Below are 26076 nucleotides of genomic sequence, written 5' to 3'. Positions count from 1 at the left end.
CGGTGCTCGAACGCTTTACGGTGACAGTCACTGACGGCATTTTGAACATCAACCTGACCTCAGGCTCGGCGAACATGCCCAAGATCTCGGCCATCGAAGTGCTGCCGCAGCTGAACGCGGCCCCTGAACTGGCAGTGATCGGCAGCAAAACGGCTACCACAGGACAAGCGCTGAGCTTTACGGCCTCGGCAACGGATGCGGATCCGGGACAAAGCAGGACGTTCTCGCTGGTCAATGCGCCAGCAGGTGCTGTGATCAACGCCTCAACGGGCGCTTTCAGCTGGACCCCGGCCATAGCAGGCAGCTTTACCTTTACAGTGAAAGTGACCGATAACGGATCACCCGCCTTGTCTGATGAGGAAACCATCACGGTGACCGTAGGCAGTGCTCCGGTAAGCACGGCGGCCGTCCGCATCAATACGGGCTCCACGGCAGCTTACACCACAGCAGACGGACGTGTGTTCAGCGCCGACCAGTACTACGGCAATGTGAGTGGCGGGACCGGCACTTTGGCCAGCACGGTGGATATCCTGAACACGACCGACGATGTGCTTTACCGCTCCGAGCGCTCTGCGGCCACCATCAGTTACGGCATCCCGGTCAGCAGCGGAACCGTCAGTGTGGTGCTGCACTTTGCGGAGACCTACTTCGGTGCGCCGGGCAAGGTGGCCGGCGGAACCGGCAAGCGCCTTTTCAACGTGGACATCGAAGGCGGCCGCAAGCTGACCAACTATGACATCTACGCCAAGGCAGGCGGCGCGGTGCGCCCGGTGCTCGAACGCTTTACGGTGACAGTCACTGACGGCATTTTGAACATCAACCTGACCTCAGGCTCGGCGAACATGCCCAAGATCTCGGCCATCGAAGTGCTGCCGCAAACCGCAACGGCCAATGCGGCGCCCGAGCTGGCAGTGATCGGAAGCAAAACGGCTACCACAGGACAAGCGCTGAGCTTTACGGCCTCGGCAACGGATGCAGATCCGGGACAAAGCAGGACGTTCTCGCTGGTCAACGCGCCAGCAGGTGCTGTGATCAACGCCTCAACGGGCGCTTTCAGCTGGACACCGGCCGCGGCAGGCAGCTTCAGCTTCACCGTCAAAGTGACCGATAACGGATCGCCCGCCTTGTCTGATGAGGAAACCATCACCGTCACCGTGGGTAATACAACAACGACTGCTGCGGCTATCCGCATCAACGCAGGTGCAACCACTGCCTTTACAACAGCAGACGGACGCCAGTTTATTGCTGACAAGTATTTTGCAGGCACTAACGGTACTTCGACACTTGCCAGCACGGTGGATATCCTGAATACGACCAACGATGAACTGTATCGTTCGGAACGTTCTTCGGCTGCTTTCAATTACAGCATCCCGGTTACAAACGGAACGATGAACGTAGTCCTGCACTTTGCAGAAACGTGGTTTGGAGCTCCCGGAAAAGTAGCAGGCGGAACAGGCAAGCGTATGTTCAACGTAGACATTGAAGGCAGCCGCAAGCTGACCAACTATGACATCTACGCCAAGGCAGGCGGCGCTGTACGTCCGATACTCGAAACCTTTGCAGTAACGGTAAAAGACGGTGTTCTGAACATCAACTTCACCAGCGGATCGGCGAACTTGCCAAAGATCTCGGCCATTGAAGTACTGCCGCAAACTGCAACGGCTGCAAGGACTGGTCAGGTGGAAATTTTCAACCCGGAAACGAAGGCTGAGCTGAAAAAATCCGCGATCTATCCGAATCCGGTTCAGAAATCGTTTACGGTTGAATTCTCGGAACAGCATACCAACAATGTTACGCTCGAGCTGATTAACCAGACCGGCAGAACGTACAAAATCAATGCACCGAAACAAAGCACTGCGGGTTCAAAAGCAACAATAGATATCTCGAATCTGTCACTTACAGAAGGTATTTATATGCTGAAAATACAATCGGCAGCAGCAACGGAGGTGATCAGAGTATATGTAGTAAATTAATTTTTTTGGATATCGGTATTACAGGAAAGCCTTCCGAGCATTTGCTTGGAAGGCTTCTTTGTTTTATTCCAAAACCGGATCAAGATCGAATCTAAAGTGCCGGACGGTATCGCAGGGCCGTTTCAGTCATCCGACAACTGTACTCCCAGATTCCCGAACTTCATTCTGATATATAACAGCAACGTGTAAATAAACAGGGCAATACCCAGCATTTCGAGCAGTTCTTCAGTATGCTCTTCCAGCGCGGCCAGAAATACGAGCGAATCCATTGAGATATGCGAGGTTATCAGAAAGCCTACAACCATTTCAAGGCCCAGCGCACCGCCAACGTACAGTGCACCGGAAAGCAGAAAAAGATGGCGGATTCTGACAGGGAGATGCGCCAGAAACCGTATGTACATCAAGCCTATAAAAACCACGAAAAAAGCATAAGGGATTACCCAGGCATAATAAAGAAAGCCGCCGGCATGGAAAACCCGGCGCATGTAGTCAGTAAGGGAGTCATGCAATGCAAGCATTTCGTCCGTTGCAAGAAAAAGGAAAATGGCAGAAAGGCATTTCCAGTGCAGGACATATTTTTCTTTTTGAAGACTGGAAGCCCATGCAATACAGGCCAACAGAAACGAGGATAAAAGCAGAATAAGCGCAGCATAAAAACTGGGAAAGTTATTTTCCAGATTCACATCAAACTTTGTCATGATGCGGGCCAGTTTGGATGAATTTACCAAACCGTAAATGCACAGCATACGCCATGAATAGCTGACAATCGTAAACCCCGCCGAAATCAATACAAGTATCCTGAAAAACTTCCGGGGAGATACTGTAAGTAAAAAAGCCTGCTGATCCGGTTTGTTTATGTTGGCGCGCAAATTGATCATAAAGTAAATACGGTCATGAAAGGGTCTGTTTCAATCCAGTCACCTTAATTGCTGTCTGTATAATGCTGAATGTTCCGGAAAGCCTTTGCCAGTGCTGTTTTGATTACTTCCAGCCGTATGGGTTTGGAAATGTAATCGTCCATGCCGATGCTTATACAATGGTTTCTGTCTTCCTGCATGGCGTTGGCCGTCAAAGCAATGATGTAAGGTGCCTGCCCGTACTTTTTCCGGATTACTGTGGTGGCTTCCAGACCATCCATTTCGGGCATTTGAACGTCCATCAATATCACATCGTAAGAACCGACCAGGAGTTCTTCCAGAACGGCAATGCCGTTTTCTGCAATCACGATTTCGTAACCCATCCGTTTCAGAATATTCCTGATCAGTTTCTGGTTCATGGCATTATCTTCTGCAACCAGGATTTTCAGCGGATACTCGGAAGCAAATGCTTCATTCAGGACTTTCAGATCCAGAACAGGCACCGGCGCCGTAATTTTCCGGCTTGCCAGAATAGCATAAATGCCTTTGAACAAGCTGGCTTTTTTTACGGGCTTTGTCAAAATTCCCGCAAACAAATCAGAAAACCGGATGCGGGAATCGTCTCCGGCGGAACTCAGCAGAAAAACAGGCAGCGGGTTCTTTCCGTCCTTGACAGCCTGCGCCAGTACCACCCCGTCTTCACCGGGCATTTCCATGTCGGTAATGACCAGTTCAATCTGCTCGTCATCTGCCAGAATGGCAAGTGCCTGCTGCACGGATGAAGCCAGGACCGGGATGAAGTTCCATTGTTCCAGATAGTTTTTCAGGATCAGCAAGTTGGTATGGTTATCGTCAACAATCAGGATCCTCTTTCCTTTGACTACTTGCTCATCCGGGACTTCCATGCACTTTTCGGACGTTTTTCCGGACACTTTAGCCCTGATGTCAAAATGGAATGTACTGCCGTTTCCGGGCGAACTTTCCACCCGGATGTTCCCGTTCATCAGTTTGATCAGGCGTTCACAAATAACCAGCCCGAGCCCGGTCCCGCCATAATTGCGGTTTATGGAAGAATCAAGCTGCGAGAAGGCTTTGAACAGGTTGGAAATCTTGTCTTCCCGGATACCAATGCCCGTATCTTTCACTTTAAAACCTACTCCAATTACTCCGTTTTCAGGTTCTGCCGACTTGAAAACATGGACGAACACCTCACCTTTTGCGGTAAATTTAAGTGCATTGTTAATCAGGTTTGTCAGGATCTGCTTCAACCTGGAACTGTCACCAATCAGAAAATCCGGCAGATCGGCATCAATCTGATAAACGAGATCAATGTTTTTTCTGGAAGCCTGAAGCGCGAAAAGATCCATCATTTCCTCCACCGCCAGCCGCAGTTCAAACTCATGCTCTTCCAGATCGATTTTACCCGATTCGATCTTGGAAAAATCGAGAATATCGTTGATTACATTCACAAGCGTTTCGCCGCAGGCCGCAATGGTTTTTGTGTATTCTTTCTGTTCCTGTGTCAGTTCGGTTTCCGACAGTAAGGCCGTCATACCGATGACGCCGTTCATCGGGGTTCTTATTTCATGGCTCATGGTTGCCAGAAAAATGCTCTTTGCCTGATTGGCGCGTTCCGCTTCTTCTCTGGCAGCCTGCTCCTGTTCGCGCTGAACCATAATCTCTTCCGTCTGAGCCTGTAATTCTTCCGATTGTGCCAGAAGTTCATTGTTCAGCATCTGCAGATGGTCCGACTGCGTATGTAATTCTTCTGCCTGTTGCCGGACTACTCTCGTCCGCTGCCTGACAAGTTCTTCCAGTTCGGCCTTTTGTCTGATGATGGAATTGACCCTGAACCTGTACAATGCATAAGCCAAAGCAGCTGCCAGCATGATTGCTGCCATACGGAACCACCATGTGGACCAGAACGGGGGTGAAATGATGATGACAAGATGATTGCTTGCAGCAGTCCAGTTGCCTGACATATTCTGTGCTTTTACCCGGAATACATAACTGCCCGGCGGCAGGTTTGTGTACACCGCGTCGTTATTATGCCCTACGAAGTTCCAGTCCTTGTCAAATCCTTCCAGAAAATAGGCGTAGTTTTTTTCGGACGAAGTGTAATCCAGCGCAGCATACTGAAATGAAATAAAAGACTGATCATACGTCAGCCGGATTGAATCTGCTTCTGAAATTTCCTGTTTCAAAGGCGATTTCTCACGGCTGTCTGCGTTTACCTTTTTATTGAAAATCCTGAAACCGGTTAAAACAATCGGATAATGATCTTCAAGCAGCGTTAACTGCCGGGGATCGAATTTGTTGAAACCATTTACTCCGCCGAAGTAAATATTGCCTTCATTATCCTTGAAACCTGATTTTTGTTTGAATTCATTCGCCTGCAGACCGTGTTCAGCCGAAAAGTTCCGGAATGTCTGAAGCTGCGGGTCGAACTTTGAAATACCGCCGAGCGTACTGATCCACAGCATGCCGGAATTATCCTGCACAACAGCCTGCGTGACATTGCTGATCAATCCGTCTTCTGTCGTGTACTTTCTGTAAGCAGCTGTTTTCGGATCAAAACGAACCAGGCCTTTTTGCGTGCAAATCCAGAATATTCCTTTCATATCTTCAGTCATGCTGAAAACGGGATTGTCTTTCAGCTGTTCATTGTCCGAAATCCGCTTGGTCACAAACGTGTCAGAAGACCGGTCAAACACAGTCAGGCTGCCATCCTCGGTGCCCATCCACAGCTGGCCGTTACGATCGACAAGAAAACAGTTGACCGTGTTGTTGCAGAGGCTCTTCGGGTTTCCGGGAATATGCTCATAATGTTTGAAACGGCCGGTTGCAGGATCATACACGTCCATTCCCTCTTCATAAGTGCTGAGCCATATTTTCCTGTCAGGCGTCTGGATGATCGCATAGATGATGTCGCTTTTCAGACTGTTTGCTCTCCCGGGAACGTGTCTCATCGAAGTAAATTTTCTTGTAGCCGGATCCAGCATGCTTACGCCGTTGCCCCAGGTTCCGATCCACAGCCTGTGTTCGCTGTCATTTGCCAGAGCCATGATGTAATCGCCGCTGATGCCCTGTCTGTTTTTCTGGTACCTGAATGCGGTGAATTTTCCTGTTTTCCGGTCAAAAAGGTTCAATCCGCCCCCATCCGTCCCGATCCAGATATTATTGTAAATATCCGCTGCGAAGCTATGCACAAAATTGTGGGAAAGGCTTCCGGGAGATGCGTTGTGCTGGTAATGTTCGAAATTGTTGCGGCTGTTGTATACGCTGAGGCCGGTACTGTACAAGCCGAACCAGACATTGCTCTGCCGGTCCTTGTAAATGAAATCTACGGAATTGCCCGCAATGCTGCTTTTGTCAATATCGTCATGGACAAAGGAAGTAAAATCCCAGCGCTTTGTATCCAGAACATGAAAACCGCTGTTTTCGGTACCGATGAAAAGGTTTCCCTTTACTTCATTAAGACTGGTTACATGAAGACGGGAAATGGAAACGGCTCCGGAATGACCGTTTGTGAAGTTCCGGAAAGTTCCGTCGGCAGGCTGATAAAGGTTCAATCCTTCGCCGTAGGTTCCGATCCAGATCCTGTTATGACTATCCTGAAAAATGCACCGGATATCATTCCCGGAAATGGAAGCCTGTCTGCTGCTGCTGTGCACGAATTTTTCGAACTGATTGTTTTTCCGGTCCAGCAGATTCAAACCGTAAGTTGTTCCAACCCAGATGTTATTTTGCCTGTCACAGTAAACGGTCATGATACTGTTGCTGCTGATGCTGTTCTTATCAGAAGCATCATGCCTGAAATGTTTGATTGCCATGCGGCGTACCGGATCAAATACATCCAGCCCGCCGGGCGTCGCCAGCCATAACAGCCCGTCCTGATCAACGGCCATACTGACGATGTAATTATCGGAAATGCTGTTTACATCCCTGGCTGCCTGTTTATAGGCGTAAAAAACATTTTTATTCCGATCAAACAAGTTCAGCCCGCCGCCGCCTGTCGCAATCCATATGTTCCCGTTTTTGTCTTCTGCCAGACTGGTAACCAGATCATGACTGATGCTTGCTGGATCTTTTTCATTGTTTCTGAAGATCTTAAACTCGTTGCCGTCATACCTGTTGAGCCCGCTGCGGGTACCAACCCAGATAAAGCCTTTCCTGTCCTGAAAAACGCATTTGGTGTAGTTGTCAGACAGTCCGTTTTCCGTTGAAATCTGCCTGAAATGGATCTGTTTGGTCTGTGGATAGGCAAAAAGAGAAATGATCTGCAACAGGGCAGTAAAGAGTACAGAATAACAGTTCTGCTTTCGGAGCATCTTATGAAAATATTATTTTTCCTTACAGTCTAACACGAAGTAATTTACAAGTTTATTTTAAAATAACTATCGTATTACTTCACTTATATTCACGTAAATAGAAAATTTATTTTACAAGATGTGCATCTATCCAGCCTTACAAAGCTTTGTTAATGGAAAGGATGGCAAAAACTATTTTCATCCTGTTTCAGGCTCGGGACGGTGATAATGCGGATAAGATGAAAGACAGGAACGGCAATATGCCGGAGAGCAGCTTATTTCAATGCCATGGAAATCAGTTCAGCCGTATTTTTCACATTTGCTTTTTTCATGATGCTCGCCCTTTGGTTGGCTACGGTATTGGAACTGATCTGAAGATGTTCCGCGATTTCCTTGCTGCTCATTCCCGCGGTAAGACATTTCAGAACCTGTTGCTCGCGGGGCGTAATCATGTTCCAGACAGAAGACTCCGCCGCTTCGCCGGTTTCAGGTTCCGGCTGTGGCAGGCGAAAAATCTGTTTCAGCAAATTTTTGATAATGATGGAGGATGCGGCCGGCGGATAGTACAATTCGCCCTGCGCGATGCTGCGCACCGCTTTCAGGATCTCATCGCGGCTTGTATCTTTCAGCAAATATCCGGCGGCACCATTCTGAACGGAAGCCAGTATGTAATCCGGATTATGGTGCATGCTGAACACCAGTATACGCACCCGCGGATAATCGGCTGTTACCAGCCGGATTACGTCCAGGCCGGACATGCGCGGCATGGTCAGATCCAGCAGGATCAGATCCGGATTGCAGGTTTCTATCGCGGCCGCCACTTCGTCGCCGTCAGCTGCTTCGCCGGCAATAACAATATCCTCTTCATCTTCCAGCAATGAAATAACGCCTTGGCGCACAACGGAATGATCATCCACAACTAATATCCTGATCGGCATCCTGATTCCTTTTAAATGTCAATGTTTATTTCCAGCCTTGTTCCGCCGTTCGGCCTGGATTCGATTCTGAGTTCTCCGTTCATCAGTTCGGTACGGGTCCTGATGTTTTCAATACCGTTGTGGTCCAGAAATGAGGCCGGACGGGTTTTCAGGTCATCAATCAAAAAACCCTTGCCATCATCCTGAATTTCCAGCGTGACATGGTATTTTTCCTGTTTCAGTGTTACCAGAATATGGTCCGGGCTGGCATGCTTAACGGCATTGTTGACTGCTTCCTGCGCAATCCGGTACAAGCCGATCGTCATGGCCTGGCTCAGTTCGGCCTTTTCTTCGTTTCCATCAAATGTTACCTTTATTCCCGAAGATTCGCGCGTTTGCTCGCACAAAAGGTTCAATGCCGCTTTCAGTCCGAAATCTTCCAGTACGGAAGGCATCAGGTTATAAGAAATCCGGCGCGTTGTCTGGATCGTTTCCTGGATGAGTTTCACAAGCTGTTCAAAGCGCTGCTGCTGCTTTTCATCTGCAAACCGGTTCTGGCCGAGTTTTTCCGCATGCAGTTTCAGTCCCGTCAGCATCTGCCCGATGCCGTCATGCAATTCTCTTGCAAACCGTTTTCTTTCTTCTTCCTGCCCTTCAATCAACGAAGCCGACCGGATTCGTTCTTCTGCAAGCTGCAGTTCGTACTTTTCCTCTTCTATGCGGATAATTTCCTTCTGCGCCTTGATCAGTTCCGCATTGCTCTTTTCCAGTTCGCTGTTCGATTTCAGCAAAGCCAGTTCCGAATTTCTGACCATTCTGATCGCCCTTCTTGTCGTATTTACAACGGGCCTGAAAATCAGCAACCCTTCCGCAAGCAGCACAATAATGGTCATGATATCCAGAATCCATTCTATTTTTTCCAGATTCTGGAGTCTTGCAAAACTCTCCTTGTCAAACTGGAAAACGATCCTATCCATTCCGGCAAGAAAAACAGGTTCGTTTTTCAGGATAAGTTTCAGGGCATTTTGCTTGGCTTCGCTGGCTGCGTCTTTTTTTCCGATGATTTTAAAACCTGAGTAAATTTCATCAAAAACGGGTTGAAGGTTGACAAACATTTCGTCCAGTACGCTGCTTTTCCAGACCGTGACGTTTTTTTCAACCGGCAGTTTGCGGCTGGCGAGCTGCTCGTGGCTCGTTTTCCAAACATGCAGCAACGAATCGAAATCTGCGGAATCACTGTGCGCAATGTTTTCCATTTTGAGCACAGCCAGTTTTGTTAGCCGCTGGCTCAGCATGCGCTGGCGACCCGCCACGTTCACAATGCGGCTGTCGTAATTCAGGCTCAGGATCGTTTTCCGGATCAGGTACAAACCGCCCAGTGTGAGAAAAGCGACTACCAGCAGCGCTACAACATAAAAACGCGTTAGACTTTCGGCTACGCGTTTATCAACCTGTTCCATAGGATTGTATTTCACAATCCAATATACACCCGATTTTCTTTTACCATCACAGGAAATGTACTGATCTTGTAGGATTCGTCGTTCAGGCATTGCCCGCTGCGCAATGAAAAAGTCTTTTTGTGAAACGGACAGGCTACTTTCGGCTCATCTTCCTGACTGCCGATCATGCCTCTTGCCACGGCCATCTGCTGCCTATGCGGACACTCGTTATCCGTTGCAAACCATTCGCCGCGTCTTGCGAAATTGAAAATGGCAATCTGTTTTCCTTCAATAAACGCACATCCTCCGCCGTCTTCGGGAATATCCTCAACATGGCAGGCCATATGCCAGATTACTTTGCTTTCGGTTTCGGTCATTGTATTCATGGTTTGATTTTTTAAGCTGTTGGCCGTTAGCTGCTGGCTGTTGGCTTTTAGCGGTTTGCTTTTATGTAATAATTGATCAGTTTTGAGTAGTTTGCTGCTGAATTGCAGCTATTTGGAGGAAGGAGAAAGGAGGATTGGAGGAAGGTAAAAACCAAGGTTCGCCAACTAACAGCCAATCGCTAACAGCCAATCGCTAACCACCAACCGCCATCTCCAACCGCTTTTAGCTTAACTCCACTCTTTTACCCTTTTCTGCGACCGCATCGGTTCAAACTGGATAGACGGATCTTTGATCGGCACGTTTACAAAATGTGAAAACCGTTTGCGCAGTTCCGGACTTTCCACAACTTCCTTCCACTCGCATTGGTATACATCGATAAGCATCTGGATTTCGCGTTCCAGCTCCGCTCCTATTCCCAAAACATCGTCCACAACCACCGCTTTCAGATAATTGATGCCGCCTTCCATTTTGTTCAGCCACGTTGCGGTACGGGTCAGCGGATCGGCGGTTTTGATGTAAAACATCAGAAAACGGTCGATCAGACGGATGCAGGTTTCCTTGTCCACATCGGTGGCAATCAGCTGCGCATGCTGCGGTTTGGATCCGCCGTTGCCGCATACGTACAGATTCCAGCCTTTTTCCGTAGCGATAATCCCGAAATCCTTGCTTTGCGCCTCGGCACATTCCCGCACGCATCCCGAAACCGCCGATTTCAGTTTATGCGGCGAGCGCAGGCCTTTGTATCTGTCTTCCACTTCAATGGCAAAACTCACCGAATCCTGCACGCCAAACCGGCACCACGTAGACCCGACGCAGCTTTTTACGGTTCTCAATGATTTTCCATACGCATGTCCGCTTTCAAATCCGGCGTCAATCAACTCTTCCCAGATCGAGGGCAAATCGCCCAGATGCGCGCCAAACATATCGATCCGCTGCCCGCCCGTGATTTTGGTATAAAGTCCGTAACGCTGCGCCACCTGCCCGATCACGATCAGTTTTTCGGGTGTGATCTCGCCGCCGGGAATCCGCGGCACCACGGAATAAGTCCCGCCTTTCTGAATGTTGGCCAGATAACGGTCATTGGAATCCTGAATCGGAGCCCGGTCTTTCTGCAGAATATTTTCATTCCACAAGCTGGCAAGAATCGAAGCCACAAGCGGCTTGCACACTTCGCAGCCGTCGCCTTTTCCGAATTCGTTCAGTACGGCATTGTAAGTACGCAGTCCGTTTATTTTCACTAGGTCCAGCAATTCCTGACGCGAATGATCGAAATGTTCACAAACCACATTCCGGATGTAAACGCCTTTTTCTTTCAATACACCCTGAATCAGATCTTTGACCATCGGCACGCAACCTCCGCAGCCTGTTCCGGCTTTGCAGCATTTTTTGATGCCATCCATTGTCGTATGCCCGTTTGCGCCTACTTCATGGCAGATCATGCCTTTGGTCACCGCCTCGCAGGAACAGATCAATGCATCGTCGGGAAAGCTCATGACGCCGGCACCCGCTTCTTCCCCGCCCCGCGATCCCAGGATCAGATCTTCCGGGTCCGGCGGAAGGATTGTTTTGCCTTTACACGTCTGAAGAAGCATATTATACTGTTCTGCATCGCCCACCAGAATTCCGCCGAGCAGCTGTTTCCCGTCCGCAGAAACGTTGATCCTTTTATAAATGCCTTTGGCCTTGTTCTCGTAACGAATGGTTCTGCATGCGGGCTCTTCAATGAATGCATCGCCGAAACTGGCTACGTCCGTTCCGATCAGTTTCAGTTTGGTGGACATATCAAACGGCAGAAATTCGCGTGAGCCGCCGCACAAACCGGTCACAACGACTTCCGCCATTTCGTAACCGGGTGCAATGAGTCCGTAAATCATATGATGTGCGAGGGCGCATTCGCCGATTGCAAAAATGTTCGGATCGGACGTTTTCAGAGAATTGTCCACGATAATCCCGCCTCTCGGATGCGTTTCCAGCCCGGCTATTTTTGCCAGTTCGTCGCGCGGCCTGATACCGGCAGAAATCACGAGCATATCCACGTCCAGAACGGAACTGTCGGCAAACTGCATGCCTTTTATACATTCGCCGCCTGTAATTTCCTGCGTACTTTTGTTCAGATGAATCTGTAAACCCAATGCTTCCAGCTGGCTTTGCAGCATGCGCGAACCGGCTTCATCGATTTGCCTCGGCATCAGTCTTTGCGCGAATTCCACGACATGCGCCTCTTCCAGGCCCAAGTCCAGCAATGCTTTTGCCGCTTCCAGGCCCAGTAGTCCGCCGCCCAGAACGGCGCCTCTTTTTGCCTTTTTTGCATAGGATTGTATCAGTTCCAGATCCTCAATGGTTCTGTAAACAAATACGCCGTCCTTTTCAACACCGGGGATGGACGGAACGAAAGCGCCGGAACCGGTTGCCATGATTAAATAGTCATAACTGACGATGTGCCCGTGGTGCGATCTGACCATCTTTTCCTCCCGGTCAATATCCACAACCGGATCAGACAAAAAGAGCCTGATTCCGTTTTCAGCATACCATTCAGTAGGCGCCATCGTAAGATCATCCGCAGATTTGCCGGCAAAAAATGCACTTAAATGTACCCTGTCGTATGCAGCACGCGGTTCTTCACCAAATACAGTAATTGAAAACTGATCCTGATTTTTGTTTCGGGCAATGAGTTTTTCACAAAACTTGTAGCCCACCATACCATTTCCAATGACTACGATTCTGATAGTTGATTGCACATTCATAGTTATTAATGACTATAATTTTATAAAAACCTTGATTTTATATATAAACATTCCAATATTAATACCGATTCTTCTTTATTTGCTTTTGTCAAAATTAAAACGTGTTTTTAGGAATTCCTAATTTTTTATTTGCTTACAGGTTGATTTTAAAACATATTTTTTGGCAAATCTATTGTTTTTAAAAATAATCACTATAATTTTGATGCAAGAAATAGCAATAGTAACTTTTTACTACTTTTAGCATATTTCCAATAGAAACCATTTAATCAACCAAGTAATGGAGGCAAAACTTACACTCGTAGGCGCAGGGCCCGGAAACGGTGATCTGATTACATTAAGAGGAATCAATGCACTCAAAAATGCCGATGTGGTGCTGTATGACGAGCTCGCAAATGCAGCATTGCTTGATTTTGCGCCTGCGCATGCACTTAAAATGTATGTGGGCAAAAAAGCCGGTAATGCCTCTTTTTCACAACAGGAAATAAATGGGCTGATTGTCAGGCTTGCCCGCAAGCGCGGACATGTCGTCAGGCTCAAAGGCGGCGATTCCTTTGTGTTCGGGCGCGGACATGAGGAAATGGAATATGCGCGTGATTATGATATAAAAGTGGAAGTGGTGCCGGGCGTTTCCAGCTGCATTGCGGTTCCGGCATCGGTTGAAATACCCGTTACAAGAAGAGGCGTCAGCGAAAGTTTCTGGGTAATTACCGGAACAACGCAAAACGGAGAACTGTCGGAAGATCTGAAACTTGCCGCCCAGTCGAAGGCTACTGTCGTGGTTTTGATGGGCATGAACAAACTGACGGAAATATGCAGTTTATACAAACGTTTCGGCCGCGGGCATTTGCCTGTCGCCATCATCCAGAACGGAACACGTCCGGATCAGAAAAGCGTAATCGGGCAGGTCTGGGAAATGCCGAGGCTTGCACTGGAGCACCATATCGGAACGCCGGCCATCATTATTCTGGGCGAAGTGGTGGCACTGCATCCGGAATACACAACGGAATACCTGCATGCCATGCAGCATGTTGGCTGTTAGCTGTTGGCTTTTAGCTTTTAAAACAACATTTTATACAAAGCAGATTTTCCCTTTATCAACAACCTTGAATCCTTTTTAGCCATTACCTCATAAGCCGCATCACTCCTTTCCTTTAATATTCCGGCCTCTTTATGAAAGTAAAAAAATCAGTTTTCCTTGTTTGCTGCTGCATGGCAGGGATTTTCAGTTCGGTTGCGGTACAAGCGCAGCTTAGTCTTTCCGGACAAGTACGGACCCGAACAGAATTGCTGCACGGTCAGGGCACGCCGTTGTCCAAAGGTGAAAAACCAGCCTTTTTCACTTCCCAGAGAACGCGGCTGAATGTGGGTTACAAAGGTTACCGGATGCGTTTTTACCTTTCCGCTCAGGATGTGCGCGTGTGGGGACAGGATGCTTCCACCAATAACCGGGTAACGAACGCGGCCCAGAACGGACTGATGCTGCACGAAGCCTGGGGCGAAATCAGTTTGCTGGATACCAGCCAGACCAAAAACGGAAAAGACTTCACACTGAAAATCGGCCGGCAGGAACTGCTTTATGACGACAGCCGTCTGCTGGGTAACCTTGACTGGCTGCAACAGGCACGCAGACACGATGCTATTTTGCTCAAATACAGCAACGCCGGATTTACAGCACATCTCGGTGCTGCGTATAACCAAAACCGTGAGCTGAAAACAGGCACTTTGTACGACGGCGTTCCAAATGGTTATCCGGCAGGCACCAACGGGATCGGTACCATGTACAAATCCATGCAGTTTGCGTATCTGGGCAAAAAACTGGCGCGCGGCAATGCTTCTTTCCTGCTATTCAAAGATGATTTTCAGCAATATTCGCTTTCAGAAACGGGAACAAAAGCACTGGAAAGAGGAACCTGGAAACGGCTTACAGCAGGACCATACCTGGAAACCAAAATCGGAAAAAGCTGGAATCTGAACGCCAGCGCCTATTTTCAAACAGGAAAAGACCGTGACGGAAAAAACCTGGACGCTTACATGTATTCCGTTCGCGGACTGTTTACGGCAAACCGGTTTTTCGCCGTCGGACCCGGATTTGATTACACTTCCGGCACAACGGCAGGCTCAAAAAACAACCACAGTTTCGATCCGTTATACGGAACGCCGCACAAGTTCTGGGGTCAGATGGACTATTTCTATGCAGCCAACGGCTTCGGGAAAAGCGGACTTACCGACTTTTACATTCATTCCAGCATCCGCGCCTCTGCAAAACTTTCCATTCAGGCCGACCTGCACCAGTTTTCCGGCGCAGCGGACATTGTGAATGCAAATGACGAAAAAATGCCGGGCAATTTCGGAAGCGAACTGGATATCATCGGAACCTATAATCTGACCAAATCCGTCAGTTTCCAAGGCGGCTACTGCACTTTCCTGCCGACAAACACTTTGGCACAGGTAAAATCGGTCAGTAATCCCCGGAAAATGGCGAACTGGGCATATGTCATGATCAATATCCGGCCGGAGTTTTTTTAGCGGTTAGCTTTTAGCGGTTGGCTGTTTGGGAGGAAGGAAAAAGGGAGGAAGGAGGATAGGAAAAGGGAATTACAACCAGAATCTAACAGCTAACAGCCAACAGCTAGAAAACTCCCTTCCTCCCTACTCCTTTCCTCCTTTTATCCCAAAACTCATTTCGCATCTCACATTTTACCAAACCACATTCCACATGTACAGTAGCAACAAACCACTTGAAAAATTAAACATTTTCAGTTTCAGAGGCATTCAGATGCGGACGTTTCATCTGACCTGGATGGCGTTTTTTCTTTGCTTTTTCGGCTGGTTCGGACTGGCGCCGCTGATGACGGTGATCAAAACGGACCTTGGCCTGACCAAAGAGCAGATCGGCAATATTGTGATTGCGTCGGTTGCTGCGACAGTAATTGCACGCATTGCAATCGGGAAACTTTGCGATTCGTGGGGTCCTCGGAAAACGTATGCGGCGTTAATGGGAATTTGTTCCGTTCCGGTAATGACAGTCGGGCTTGTGCATTCGTACGAAGGTTTTTTACTGTTCCGGCTTGCTATCGGCGTAATCGGCGCATCGTTTGTGATTACGCAGTTTCACACATCGGTGATGTTCGATAAAAAGATCGTGGGAACGGCCAATGCGGTGGCGGGCGGCTGGGGAAATCTGGGCGGAGGCGTTACCAATATGGTGATGCCGCTTATTTTCACAGGATTTATCGGAGCGGGTTATCTTCCTGAATCTGCATGGCGGCTGGCGATGATCGTTCCGGGTGTGATGCTGCTGATATTCTCCTTTTTGTATTACCGCTTCACTAAAGACACGCCCGCCGGAAACTTTGATGAAGCAAGCATTTCCGGTGCTTCTGTCGTCAAAACGAAAGGCACACTGGCACTGGCTGCCAAAGATCCGAGAACGTGGGCACTTTTCCTGGCTTACGGCGCATGTTTCGGCATAGAAATCACTTTTGACAACATCGCTGCTTTATACTTTTTTGAAAACTTTGACACAACACTTGCAGTGGCCGGTATGCTGGCCGGAACATTTGGTTTCATGAACCTTTTTGCGCGTGCTGTCGGCGGGATTGTTGCGGATAAAGTCGGCAGAAAATTCGGCATGGCGGGCAAAGGCCGTCTGCTTGCGCTTTTGCTGGCGCTGGAAGGAATCGGTATTGCCATTTTTGCACAAAGCGGCAGTCTTGCAGTGGCGGTTATCACGATGCTTGCTTTTGCCATGTTCCTGAAAATGGCGAACGGCGTTACGTATGCCATTGTACCTTTTATCAATCCGAAAGCCATCGGCTCGGTAAGCGGAATTGTGGGCGCAGGCGGAAATGTAGGCGCGGTACTTGCAGGCTTTTTGTTCAAATCCAGCTCCATCAGTTATTCACAGGCATTTGTATACATCGGCGTCGCCATTGCCTGTGTTGCCGCCGTTGTGGCTTTGATCAATTTTAACAAAAATACAGAAACAACCGCCAGCGAAACGGCTGCGCTGGAAACCGTCAAAGCCTGATTTAAAACAGATTCATAACCATGAAAACCTCTGTCAACTCATTCAAATCGACGTGCTGTTACTGCGGTGTGGGTTGCGGCGTCGTTGTGCACAAGGAAAACAACGGCAGGCTGACGCTGGAAGGTGACGTAACGCATCCGTCGAACAAAGGCATGCTGTGTTCCAAAGGCATGAACCTGCATTACACGGTTATGGACCAATCGGACAGGCTGCTTTTTCCGCAGATGCGGCTGAGCCGTTCCATGCCGATGCAGCGTACAAGCTGGGACGAGGCACTGGAAAGAACAGCAGCCGTTTTTAAAGCTTTGATCAGGAAATTCGGTCCGGATTCGGTTGCGTTTTACGTTTCCGGACAATGCCTTACAGAAGAATACTATCTTGTCAACAAGCTGATCAAAGGATTTATCGGTTCCAACAACATGGATACCAATTCGCGTCTTTGCATGAGTTCGGCAGTAGTAGGCTACAAGCTTTCGCTGGGCGAAGACAGCGTTCCGGTCTGTTATGACGACATGGAAGAAGCGGACGTTTTTTATGTGACGGGCGCCAACCCGGCATGGTGCCATCCGGTTTTATGGCGGCGCATTGAAGCACACAAAGCGGCAAATCCGGATGTAAAAATCATTTGTGCCGATCCGCGGCGGACAGACACGGCGCGTTCAGCCGATCTGCATCTTGCGATCAATCCGGGAACGGACATCGTCCTGAACAATGCGATCGGCCGTTTGCTCATTGAAAAGAATTATATTGATTCTGATTTCATAGAAAACCATACGAACGGTTTTGATTCATTTCAGGCTAAAGTATTTGAAAGAACCACTGAAGAATCCGCTGCCATTTGCGGCATTGCTGCCAGCGACATTGAACTGGCGGCAGACTGGATCGGAAAGTCGACAGGGTTTCTCTCACTCTGGACCATGGGCCTCAACCAATCGGTTATCGGAGTAAACAAAAACCTTTCGCTCATTAACCTGCATCTGATTACAGGCCGAATCGGCACGCCGGGAAACGGGCCTTTTTCCCTGACCGGACAACCCAATGCCATGGGCGGACGCGAAACGGGCGGATTGGCCAACATTCTTCCGGCGCACCGCGAAGTGACCAATCCGGCGCACCGGGAAGAAATGGAAACGTTCTGGAACAGTCCGGTGAAAATCGCGGACAAACCCGGACTGACCGCAACGGAAATGTTCGATGCGCTCGCTGACGGACGTCTGAAAGCGATCTGGATTATCAATACCAATCCGCTCGTGAGTATGCCGGACCTGAACATGGCAGAAAAGGCCCTGAAAAATGCGCGGTTTGTTGTCGTACAGGACGTTTCCAACCGTGCAGACACGGTTGCCTATGCCGACGTAGTCCTGCCCGCCGCGGCGTGGCTGGAAAAGGAAGGCACCATGACCAATGCCGAAAGAAGAATCACGCATTTACCCAAAGTACTGGACGCACCCGGCGAAGCATTGCCCGACGCTGAAATTATCTGGCGGTTTGCAGAGAAAATGGGATTCGGGAACGAATTCAACTACAACAATCCTTCGCAAGTTTACGATGAGTATGTGAAAGTTACAGCCGGCACGAATGTGGATGTTTCGGGTGTCAGTTATGATTTGCTGCGAGAGCAACGAAGTGTGCAGTGGCCTTTTAAAGGAAGAAAGGAAGAAGGAGGAAAGGAAGATTTGGCAAGTGCTGAATTTTACGATTCTACTGGTACTAAAAGATTGTTTGCGGATTGGCGGTTTTTTACGGCTGACAAACGGGCGCAGATTTTTGGTGTGGCGGATGAAAATACTTCGGAACCGGTTGATCCTGATTTTCCGCTCGTGCTTACCACGGGCCGGATACGCGATCAATGGCACACGATGACCAAAACCGGACGGGTAGCCAAGCTTAACCAGCATATTCCGCAGCCTTTTCTGCAGATTAACCCGCAAGATGCCCAAATGAGAAATATTTCGGATGGACAGCTTGTAACCGTACTTGGACGGCGCGGCGAAGTGCGTGTGAAAGCACAGGTTACCGAAGATGTAAAGCCGGGATTGTGTTTTATGCCGATGCACTGGGGAAAAATCCTCGGCAGCAGCCTGAACCGTGCCAATAACCTGACGAACACGTTGGTGGATCCGAAATCAAAAGAACCGGATTTCAAGTTTTCCGCCGTTGAAGTTGTTGCTTATCAAAAACCGGCTGAAAAAATCATCATCATCGGGGCGGGTTCTGCCGGGCTGGGGTTTATCAATTCGTACCGCATGCTGAATCAGGAAGATGAAATCCATGTCTTCTCGAAAGAAATTTACCCGTTCTATAACCGCGTGCTCCTGCCCGACTACATCAGCGGCGTGCAATCCTGGGAACAACTGGTGAAGCTGCGCGAAGATCAGTTTAAAGCCAATCGCATCATTGTTCACAAAGGCGTAAGCATTGTTCATATTGACCGTAAAAACCGGGTACTTACGGACAATAACGGCGAAGAACATCATTACGACAAACTGATTCTGGGCATGGGAAGCCGTGCCTTTATGCCGAAAGGCGTTCCTGATCTTGCCGGAATATTCAACATGCGCTCCCGGCTGGATGCGGATTCGCTGCTGCCGTTACTGAAAGAGCCGGATGCCCATGCGGTAATCGTCGGCGGCGGGATTCTCGGTCTTGAACTGGCTGCTTCTTTCCGGGAAATGAATGTAAAGGTTTCCGTTATCCAGCGGAGCGGACGATTGATGGAACGCCAGCTTGATCCGGTTGCCAGCGAGCTGCTTTATCAGGACCTGAATGAACGCGGCGTGAATGTTTACTTCAACGACGAGGTTTCCACTTTTACAGGAACAGGAAAAATAGACGGCATCCGCTTGAAATCAGGACGGAAAATCGCTTGTCAGGTTGCCGTAATGACCATCGGAACCGTGCCGGCAATTGAACTCGCAACAGCCTCGGGGATTGAATGCAAACGCGGAATTGTTGTCAACGATTACATGCAAACGTCTGATCCCGACATTTTTACAGCAGGAGAAATCGCGGAATGGCACGGACAAATGTGGGGCATCACCCTTGCCGCAGAACAACAGGCATCCGTCATCGCACATTACCTTGCCGGCGATATTTCGCAGCCGTATAAAGGCAGCACGTCCATGAATATCCTGAAAATGGAAGGACTGCATCTGTGCAGCATCGGCCTGACCGATGCACCGGCCAATGATCCGGCGTACGAGGAAATCGTGTTTCTCGACAAATCAAAGAAGTATTACAAGAAGTGTATTGTACATCAGGATAAGCTCGTAGGCGCGATCCTGATCGGGGACAAAAATGAATTTCTTGAATTTAAGGATTTGATTTCCAACGGTATAGAGCTTTCCGAAAAGCGCCTGCAACTGCTGCGTTCCAGCCAGAAAGCCGAACCGGTGGAAGGCAAACTGGTTTGCTCGTGCAACAGCGTGGGGAAAGGGAATCTGGAAGCGGCGGTCAGGAACGGATGCCAGGATTTCCAGTCACTATGCCAGAAAACAGGCGCCGGTACGGGCTGCGGTTCGTGCCGTCCGGAGGTAAAGGAAATCCTTGAAAAGATGAAAGAAGCAGCTTTGGTAGGAGCCTGACAAAGAGATATATATGCGCGATTATTATTCAATCAAAATCAATTTGCCCGGTGGCATTGCCTCGCCCGGATATTTAAAGAAAATACTGACAGCCGCACAGCATGCACAGGTTGCAAAAGTACGTTTCGGCGCGCGCCAGCAACTGCTGATGACGGTGCATTATGAGGATATGAAATCCTTTGAAAAAGAACTGAAGCAACTGGAAATTAGCTATGAAGTGAATACCGAACGCCTGCCGAACATCATCAGTTCCTATTGCGGCGAAGACGTTTTCCGTACCGGCCAGTGGCTTCATGCCGATGAATACCACACGGTGCTCGACAGCTTTGACTATACACCTACTTTAAAAGTCAACATTTCCGACTCGCACCAGAGTTTTACGCCGTTTTTTACCGGTAACCTGAATTTCATTTCTTCCGGCGATCCGCATTTCTGGTATTTATACATCCGTCCGCGTCAGCATAATATTTTGTACAAATGGCGTGATCTGATTTACACCAACGAAATCGGCGCTGTTTCCAGAGCTGTGGAAGATTGTCTTTTATCGGGAATCAATCCGGAGGACGAATCCTTTTATCAGGAAGTGCGGAGCAAGATCCATTACATTTCCCTGAGTGCTTCGCAGGAACTGGAACTGCCGTCTTTTGCGCTGCCCTATTATGAAGGATTTAACCGCTACGAATCCAGAACGTGGCTTGGGCTGTACCGCCGCGACGAGCTTTTTTCTGCCGATCTGCTGATGGATATCTGCAATCTGTGCCTGAGAACAAGAATTGGTGAAATATGCACAACACCTTGGAAATCAATTATTATAAAAGGAATAGAAGATCAGCACCGGAAAGAATGGAGCCATGTTCTGGGAAAACACAACGTGAATGTAAGGCACGCAGCCAATGAACTGGCGTGGCAAACGGAAGATCATACCGAAGAAGGCATGGTCCTGAAAAAAGACCTGACGCGCTACCTTGAAAAGAACGACACGCGCACGTTCGGGCTTTGTTTTGCAATTCAGACGCGCCCCAAATCCGAAGTTTTCGGCTCGGTACTGATTCGTAAACGGCCATTGCTTTCCATCGGGCAGCTTGCCTTGTTCAGCGTTTACGATCTGTTCTATACCGAAAATTTCAATCCGAACAGCCGCGTACAGATTCCGTTTGAAAAAGGGCTTTTCCACATTCATTTGCCCGGACAGCTTGAAAGACTTTGCAGGAAGTTCAATAAAAAGCAGTTATCCGAAAATCTGCCCGTTTTTAAAACAGAACCGGAACCGGCAGATAATTTGTCCGATGCCATGCGCGTGCATCAATGCCTTCATTGCTTTACTGTTTATGATCCGGATTACGGCGATTTGTTACGAAACATTCCCGCCGGAACTCCCTTTGAAGATCTTCCGGAAACCTATACCTGCCCGACCTGCGACGCGGAAAAAACAGCCATGCAGGAAATCCTTTTATCCAGTCCAAAGCTTAAAACTTCGTAAATACATATGAAAACGGTACAGATCCATCCCGAATTTTTCAGATTTGAAAGTGATTTTGTCAGCACGCTGAAATGCATTCCGATGATTGTCAGATACAAGCTCGACAGTTGCGGTGTGAAGCTGAAACTGCATGAATGGGTAAAATTCACACTGGCGGACAAGGAAACACTTGCTTTTCTACCTTGCTATTCGGAACAGGAAATCGAGCAGTACGGAGTATTTGTAAGCGGCCTTGTTCAGCAATATTTCGGGATCAGTGCCAGTTTGCTGACGCATGTGGACGATTCCTGGAACGAGCTCCATCAAGTTCCTGCCGAAGTTCAGCAAAAAGCTTTTGAATATCATTGCGGAGAAATTTTATTGAAACACTGGATTGCAATGCCTACGCTTCAGCGTTTTGCGCTGGTAAAATTATGCCGCTCCGGACATGAAGGAAAGAATTTTCCGGTGGCTGTGAAGGAGTTTTTGGGGTGATTGGGAGGATTGTAATTTTTTTTGTCATGGGATGTTGTTTTTTGTCATTTTTAGTCATGTGTTGTCATGTGTAGTCATGTATAGTTACTGTTTGTGATTTATGGTGATTGGCTGTGAAAAATGGGGTTGAGGAGTTGATTGAGTAATTAAATTGAGGAGAGAATATTGCTAATTGCCGAAAGCTGTTTGCGGAGTTAATATTATCAAAAATGATCAGAAAAGGGCTTTATGGAATGGTGGTTTGTGGCGGTCAAAGTACGCGGATGGGAACGGATAAAAGTGAAATGGTTTACCATAAAAAACCGCAGCGGGAACACGTTTCGGAAATGCTGTCTGATTTCTGCGAAAAAGTTTTTGTTTCCTGCAACAGCAAACAGGCAGGCCGTATTTCAAATCCTGATTCTTTATTGATTGATTTGCCTGAATTCAGCAATATTGGCCCGATGGCTGCTTTACTGACTGCGAATTTCTTTTTCCCGGATCGTGATTTTGTGGTTCTGGCCTGCGATTATCCGTTTATTATAAAGAAGGATTTGGCATCGTTTCTTCAAGCCATTGATGAAAAAAGTTTTGCAGCGGCTTTTTACAATGAACAACATGGCGTTTACGAACCTTTAATCGCGTGGTATTCAAAAGATGCGTTACTTGAAATTCAAAACCGTTTTCACAGCCAGCAGTATTCATTGCAAAAATTCCTGAAAGATTCCGAAGCACAGCAATTCAAACCTTCAGACACGGAACATATGAAAAGTGTGGATACGCCGGAAGATTCATTCCAGGCCAAGCAAATTATCTATCATAAAATGCATTTTCAAACTTGCCTCTGATTCAAAAAAGCAACACCGGATTTCAGCATTGCTTTTTGATTTTTGTAATATCATTCGGAATTCAAATTTTTACTTTTCCAGCACTTTCCCGATCAGCATCCGGCTTTCGTGGTTTTCATGCGAATCCGATTTACCGAGACGTTCGTTTAATTCTTTCAATGCTTTTTTGGAATCCTCCGTTCCCAGCGCAGCCACACGCTGAATGGTGTAAGGCAGGAATTTGGGGAACTTTGATTTTTCGGCCATTTCCATGAATCTTTTCATATCCAGTGCAGCCAGCGGTTCGGCCGCATACCAGACCATCAGCGGCAGATTGTGATCATCCTTGTCCTGCGCTTTCTGAACGAGTTCATTCATGACGTCCCAACGCTGGCCGGGTTCAAGCCGCAGCATGGCCGATGTCAGATACAGTCTTACCAAAGCAGAACTGTCGCTTTGTGCCAGTGCTGTAAAGCGTTTCAATGTTTCGGGTGACACTTTCCTGCCTTCTGCCAGCAACTGAATGGCCCAGCTGCGAACGTACTCATTTTCATGTGCCAGCAAGTCCGTGAGTTCTTTTTCCGTAAACCCTTTGGTTACATGCAGCGCCCACATGGCGCGGAGTTTACGTGTAACGTCCGGATTGTTTGCCAGCATTTCCTTCAATGCCTTGTGCACTTTCTTGTTCGGGCCGCGTTCCTGCAAAATAGTCCTTGCCTGCCTTACGTACCAGTCATTGTTGTTGAGCTGATAATTTACCAGTTCCATGTCCGTTGCTTTGCTCAGATCCACCTGCACCCATTTGTCATTTTCGTGCGTGATCTTGAAAATACGGCCCATGGTTTTGTTATGAACGTCCGGGTTCGGGCTGTGACACTGATTTTTATCGTACCAGTCGATGGCGTAAACGGAACCGCTCGGATCGTATTTCATATTCAGCCACTGCGACCAGGAATCATTCATTGCCAGGAAATCGTTTTTGTGCGTCGCTGCATAACCCGAGCCGGCGCGTTCGAAATGATCAATATTCAGCCGGGCGCCGTTGATGTTGTTCATAAATATTTCATTGCGGTATTCTTTCGGCCACGTATCGCCGCCCAGATAAATCATTGCGCCGGCATGTGCGTGGCCGCCGCCGGCCGAAGCCGAACGGAAGTTGCCGGCATGCGGGCCGCGTTCTCCTACCCAGTGCACATGGTCTGCAATGGTTTTTATATCGTCAAACGTATAAGGATTGAAATGCTCGCCTGCCTGCCGCTGATACCGTGCACCCTGAATGACGTGATACATATGCGGAATCACGCAAACGGTAATAAAAGGATGACCGTAATCATTGAAATCGATTCCCCACGGATTGCTCGAACCTTCTGCAAATACCTCGAATTGCTGTGTAACCGGATGAAACCGCCATACGCCCGCATTGATCTTCGTCCGCTGCGCGTCGGTTGCACCGGGCTTTCCTACGTTGGAATGCGTAAAAACGCCGTGTGTTCCGTAAAGCCAGCCGTCCGGGCCCCATCGTAAATTATTGAGCACTTCATGCGTATCGTCCAGCCCCCAGCCATCGAGCAGCTTTTGTACGGGGCCGGCAGGTTTGTCGTTTTTGGCATCCATCGGTATAAACAGAAGATACGGCGCTGCGCCGAGCCATACGCCGCCCATTCCGACTTCAATTCCGCTCACGAGATTGAGCCCTTCGGCAAAAACTTTCCTTTTATCCAGCGTTCCGTCTCCGTTGGTATCCTCAAAAATCAGGATGCGGTCTTTACCCTGACCTTCCGGCGCGGGCACCGGATACGTATGTCCTTCCACTACCCAAAGCCTGCCGCGCGCATCGGTTGTAAAACTGATCGGACGTATGATTTCCGGTTCGGCGGCGGCAAGTGTGATTTTAAAACCTTTCGGCAAGGTCATCACTTTGGCTGCTTCAGTGCCCGAAAGTCCGGCATGCAGAACAGGATCAAGCGGCGGAAGTATAATGATATCTTTTTGTTTCAGCTCATTGGGAAACTCCGGACGACTTGGATAAAACATAAAATCATCGAAGTTAATATGCGCCCATTTGTCGTTCGGAATGTACGGAATCTGTGAAATACCGGTTTCGTTATCAATGATACGAATGAAAATTTCCTTGTTCAGATAAGGCTGCAGATCCACAACGGCCGGCTGAAGCGTAGCCCGTCCCTGTCCGGTAATATGAAAAATCACGCTGTCGAAACCTGCCAGCACCAATTCCACGCGGGTATCCTGCAGTGCCCCGCCTGAAACCCGGAAAGCGGCAAACGGCTGCGTTACTTTGAAAGGTACTGAAGTCAGCGTACCGGTCAGCTTGTAATTGGTGGTGCCGCCGCTGCTGATGAAATGCTTTCCTTCCAAACCGATATGCATTTCTTTTTCGTGAACGGGCGAAGGATCGGCCGAGAATACCGGATTGACGAATGCATCGCCCGTTGCGGTCCAGTCTTTCAGCGTTCCCGCTTCAAAGTTCAGGTTCAGCGGCTGACCGTTTTTTTCGGGCAACCGGCCTGCAATGGTAACATCGGAAATGGCACCTTCCACAACTTCAAAATTCCCCACCATGCCCGCGGCACGATGCCCGGGTACGGAACAAAAATACGTATCGCTCTGGTCCGCCTTGAAAATGATGCTTGTGCTCGCACCTTTTTCCATGATCGTCTTGCTCTTGATCCCCATTTTTTCCAGTGAAATATCATGCGTCATCAGCTCGCCGTTTGTGATCTTTATCCTGACACGGTCGCCTTTGTTGGCGCGGAGAACCGGATTGCGCGACCCGTCCTTTGCAAAATAACCCAGCATGGTAGCTTCCAGCGCATAATCGCGGTCAAACCGGGTTGTATCCTGAACGCCGGAACTCTTGCTTTGCTGCGCCTGAACGCAGTTTCCGGGATGTATGAAAAGTAAAACAAGTATGAAGACAAACAGTCGAATAAGGTTCATGATTTCCGGATTTTCATGTTAAAAATGTGCATATAACCTAGCAAAGAAAAAAGAGCACTTATTTTACTATATCCATTTTCAAACGGTATCAGCAGCACTTTCGGCCTGTGAATTTCC

At 48.5% G+C, this 26076-nt stretch carries 15 protein-coding genes; 8 read left to right on the top strand and 7 right to left on the bottom strand.

The genetic code is table 11. The annotated features are described in order from the left end of the window. On the top strand, nucleotides 1-1973 hold a 1973-nt coding region (locus FEM55_RS17110; protein ID WP_138282547.1), incomplete at its 5' end, for a malectin domain-containing carbohydrate-binding protein. Between the two features lie 122 nt (nucleotides 1974-2095). On the opposite strand, the gene FEM55_RS17105 is transcribed toward FEM55_RS17110, so the two are convergent. The 6 genes from FEM55_RS17105 to nirB all read right to left on the bottom strand — a co-directional run bounded on the left by FEM55_RS17105 (nucleotide 2096) and on the right by nirB (nucleotide 12621). Next, the gene (locus FEM55_RS17105; protein WP_138282546.1) at nucleotides 2096-2851 is read right to left on the bottom strand and encodes a DUF8692 domain-containing protein; all 756 of its coding nucleotides are present in this window, start codon (nucleotides 2849-2851) and stop codon (nucleotides 2096-2098) included. Nucleotides 2852-2895: 44 nt separating this feature from the next. Beyond that, nucleotides 2896-7161, bottom strand: a complete 4266-nt coding sequence (locus FEM55_RS17100; RefSeq protein ID WP_138282545.1) for a hybrid sensor histidine kinase/response regulator — start codon at nucleotides 7159-7161, stop codon at nucleotides 2896-2898. A gap of 254 nt (nucleotides 7162-7415) precedes the next feature. Continuing rightward, entirely contained in the window at nucleotides 7416-8078 is a 663-nt protein-coding gene (locus FEM55_RS17095) for a response regulator transcription factor (protein ID WP_138282544.1), read from the bottom strand. A gap of 11 nt (nucleotides 8079-8089) precedes the next feature. After that, a complete protein-coding gene (locus FEM55_RS17090; protein WP_138282622.1) occupies nucleotides 8090-9517 on the bottom strand; it encodes a sensor histidine kinase in 1428 nt (475 codons plus the stop codon). A gap of 11 nt (nucleotides 9518-9528) precedes the next feature. Beyond that, nucleotides 9529-9882 carry a nitrite reductase small subunit NirD gene (gene nirD, locus FEM55_RS17085; RefSeq protein WP_138282543.1) on the bottom strand — a complete coding sequence of 118 codons (354 nt, stop codon included), beginning with the start codon at nucleotides 9880-9882 and terminating at the stop codon, nucleotides 9529-9531. A gap of 228 nt (nucleotides 9883-10110) precedes the next feature. Beyond that, on the bottom strand, nucleotides 10111-12621 hold the full coding sequence (nirB, locus tag FEM55_RS17080) for a nitrite reductase large subunit NirB (protein WP_374756480.1): 2511 nt from the start codon (nucleotides 12619-12621) through the stop codon (nucleotides 10111-10113). Between the two features lie 283 nt (nucleotides 12622-12904). Here nirB and cobA point away from each other — a divergent pair, with 283 nt between their 5' ends. The 7 genes from cobA to FEM55_RS17045 all read left to right on the top strand — a co-directional run bounded on the left by cobA (nucleotide 12905) and on the right by FEM55_RS17045 (nucleotide 23022). Beyond that, nucleotides 12905-13666, top strand: coding sequence for a uroporphyrinogen-III C-methyltransferase (gene cobA, locus FEM55_RS17075; protein ID WP_138282541.1), 762 nt, complete (start codon nucleotides 12905-12907; stop codon nucleotides 13664-13666). Nucleotides 13667-13797: 131 nt separating this feature from the next. After that, entirely contained in the window at nucleotides 13798-15153 is a 1356-nt protein-coding gene (locus FEM55_RS17070) for an alginate export family protein (protein WP_138282540.1), read from the top strand. A gap of 190 nt (nucleotides 15154-15343) precedes the next feature. Next, on the top strand, nucleotides 15344-16657 hold the full coding sequence (locus FEM55_RS17065) for a NarK family nitrate/nitrite MFS transporter (RefSeq protein ID WP_138282539.1): 1314 nt from the start codon (nucleotides 15344-15346) through the stop codon (nucleotides 16655-16657). A 20-nt stretch (nucleotides 16658-16677) separates the two neighbouring features. Next, complete coding sequence (locus tag FEM55_RS17060; protein WP_138282538.1) at nucleotides 16678-20241, top strand: nitrate reductase; 3564 nt, start codon at nucleotides 16678-16680, stop codon at nucleotides 20239-20241. 13 nt (nucleotides 20242-20254) lie between these two features. Next, a complete protein-coding gene (locus tag FEM55_RS17055) occupies nucleotides 20255-21721 on the top strand; it encodes a rubredoxin (protein WP_138282537.1) in 1467 nt (488 codons plus the stop codon). A gap of 6 nt (nucleotides 21722-21727) precedes the next feature. Beyond that, the gene (locus FEM55_RS17050; RefSeq protein WP_138282536.1) at nucleotides 21728-22195 is read left to right on the top strand and encodes a nitrate reductase associated protein; all 468 of its coding nucleotides are present in this window, start codon (nucleotides 21728-21730) and stop codon (nucleotides 22193-22195) included. A gap of 209 nt (nucleotides 22196-22404) precedes the next feature. Further along, entirely contained in the window at nucleotides 22405-23022 is a 618-nt protein-coding gene (locus FEM55_RS17045; protein ID WP_138282535.1) for an NTP transferase domain-containing protein, read from the top strand. Between the two features lie 69 nt (nucleotides 23023-23091). Here the strand turns inward: FEM55_RS17045 and FEM55_RS17040 are convergent, their stop codons facing one another. After that, nucleotides 23092-25959 (bottom strand): PVC-type heme-binding CxxCH protein, encoded by a 2868-nt coding sequence (locus tag FEM55_RS17040; protein WP_138282534.1) that lies wholly within the window; start codon nucleotides 25957-25959, stop codon nucleotides 23092-23094. Nucleotides 25960-26076 lie beyond the last annotated feature (117 nt).

The sequence above is a fragment of the Dyadobacter sediminis genome, from assembly GCF_005860765.1.
Lineage (GTDB): Bacteria > Bacteroidota > Bacteroidia > Cytophagales > Spirosomataceae > Dyadobacter > Dyadobacter sediminis.
Note: the sequence above shows the minus strand (reverse complement) of the source record. Positions and strands in the feature narration are given on the sequence as shown.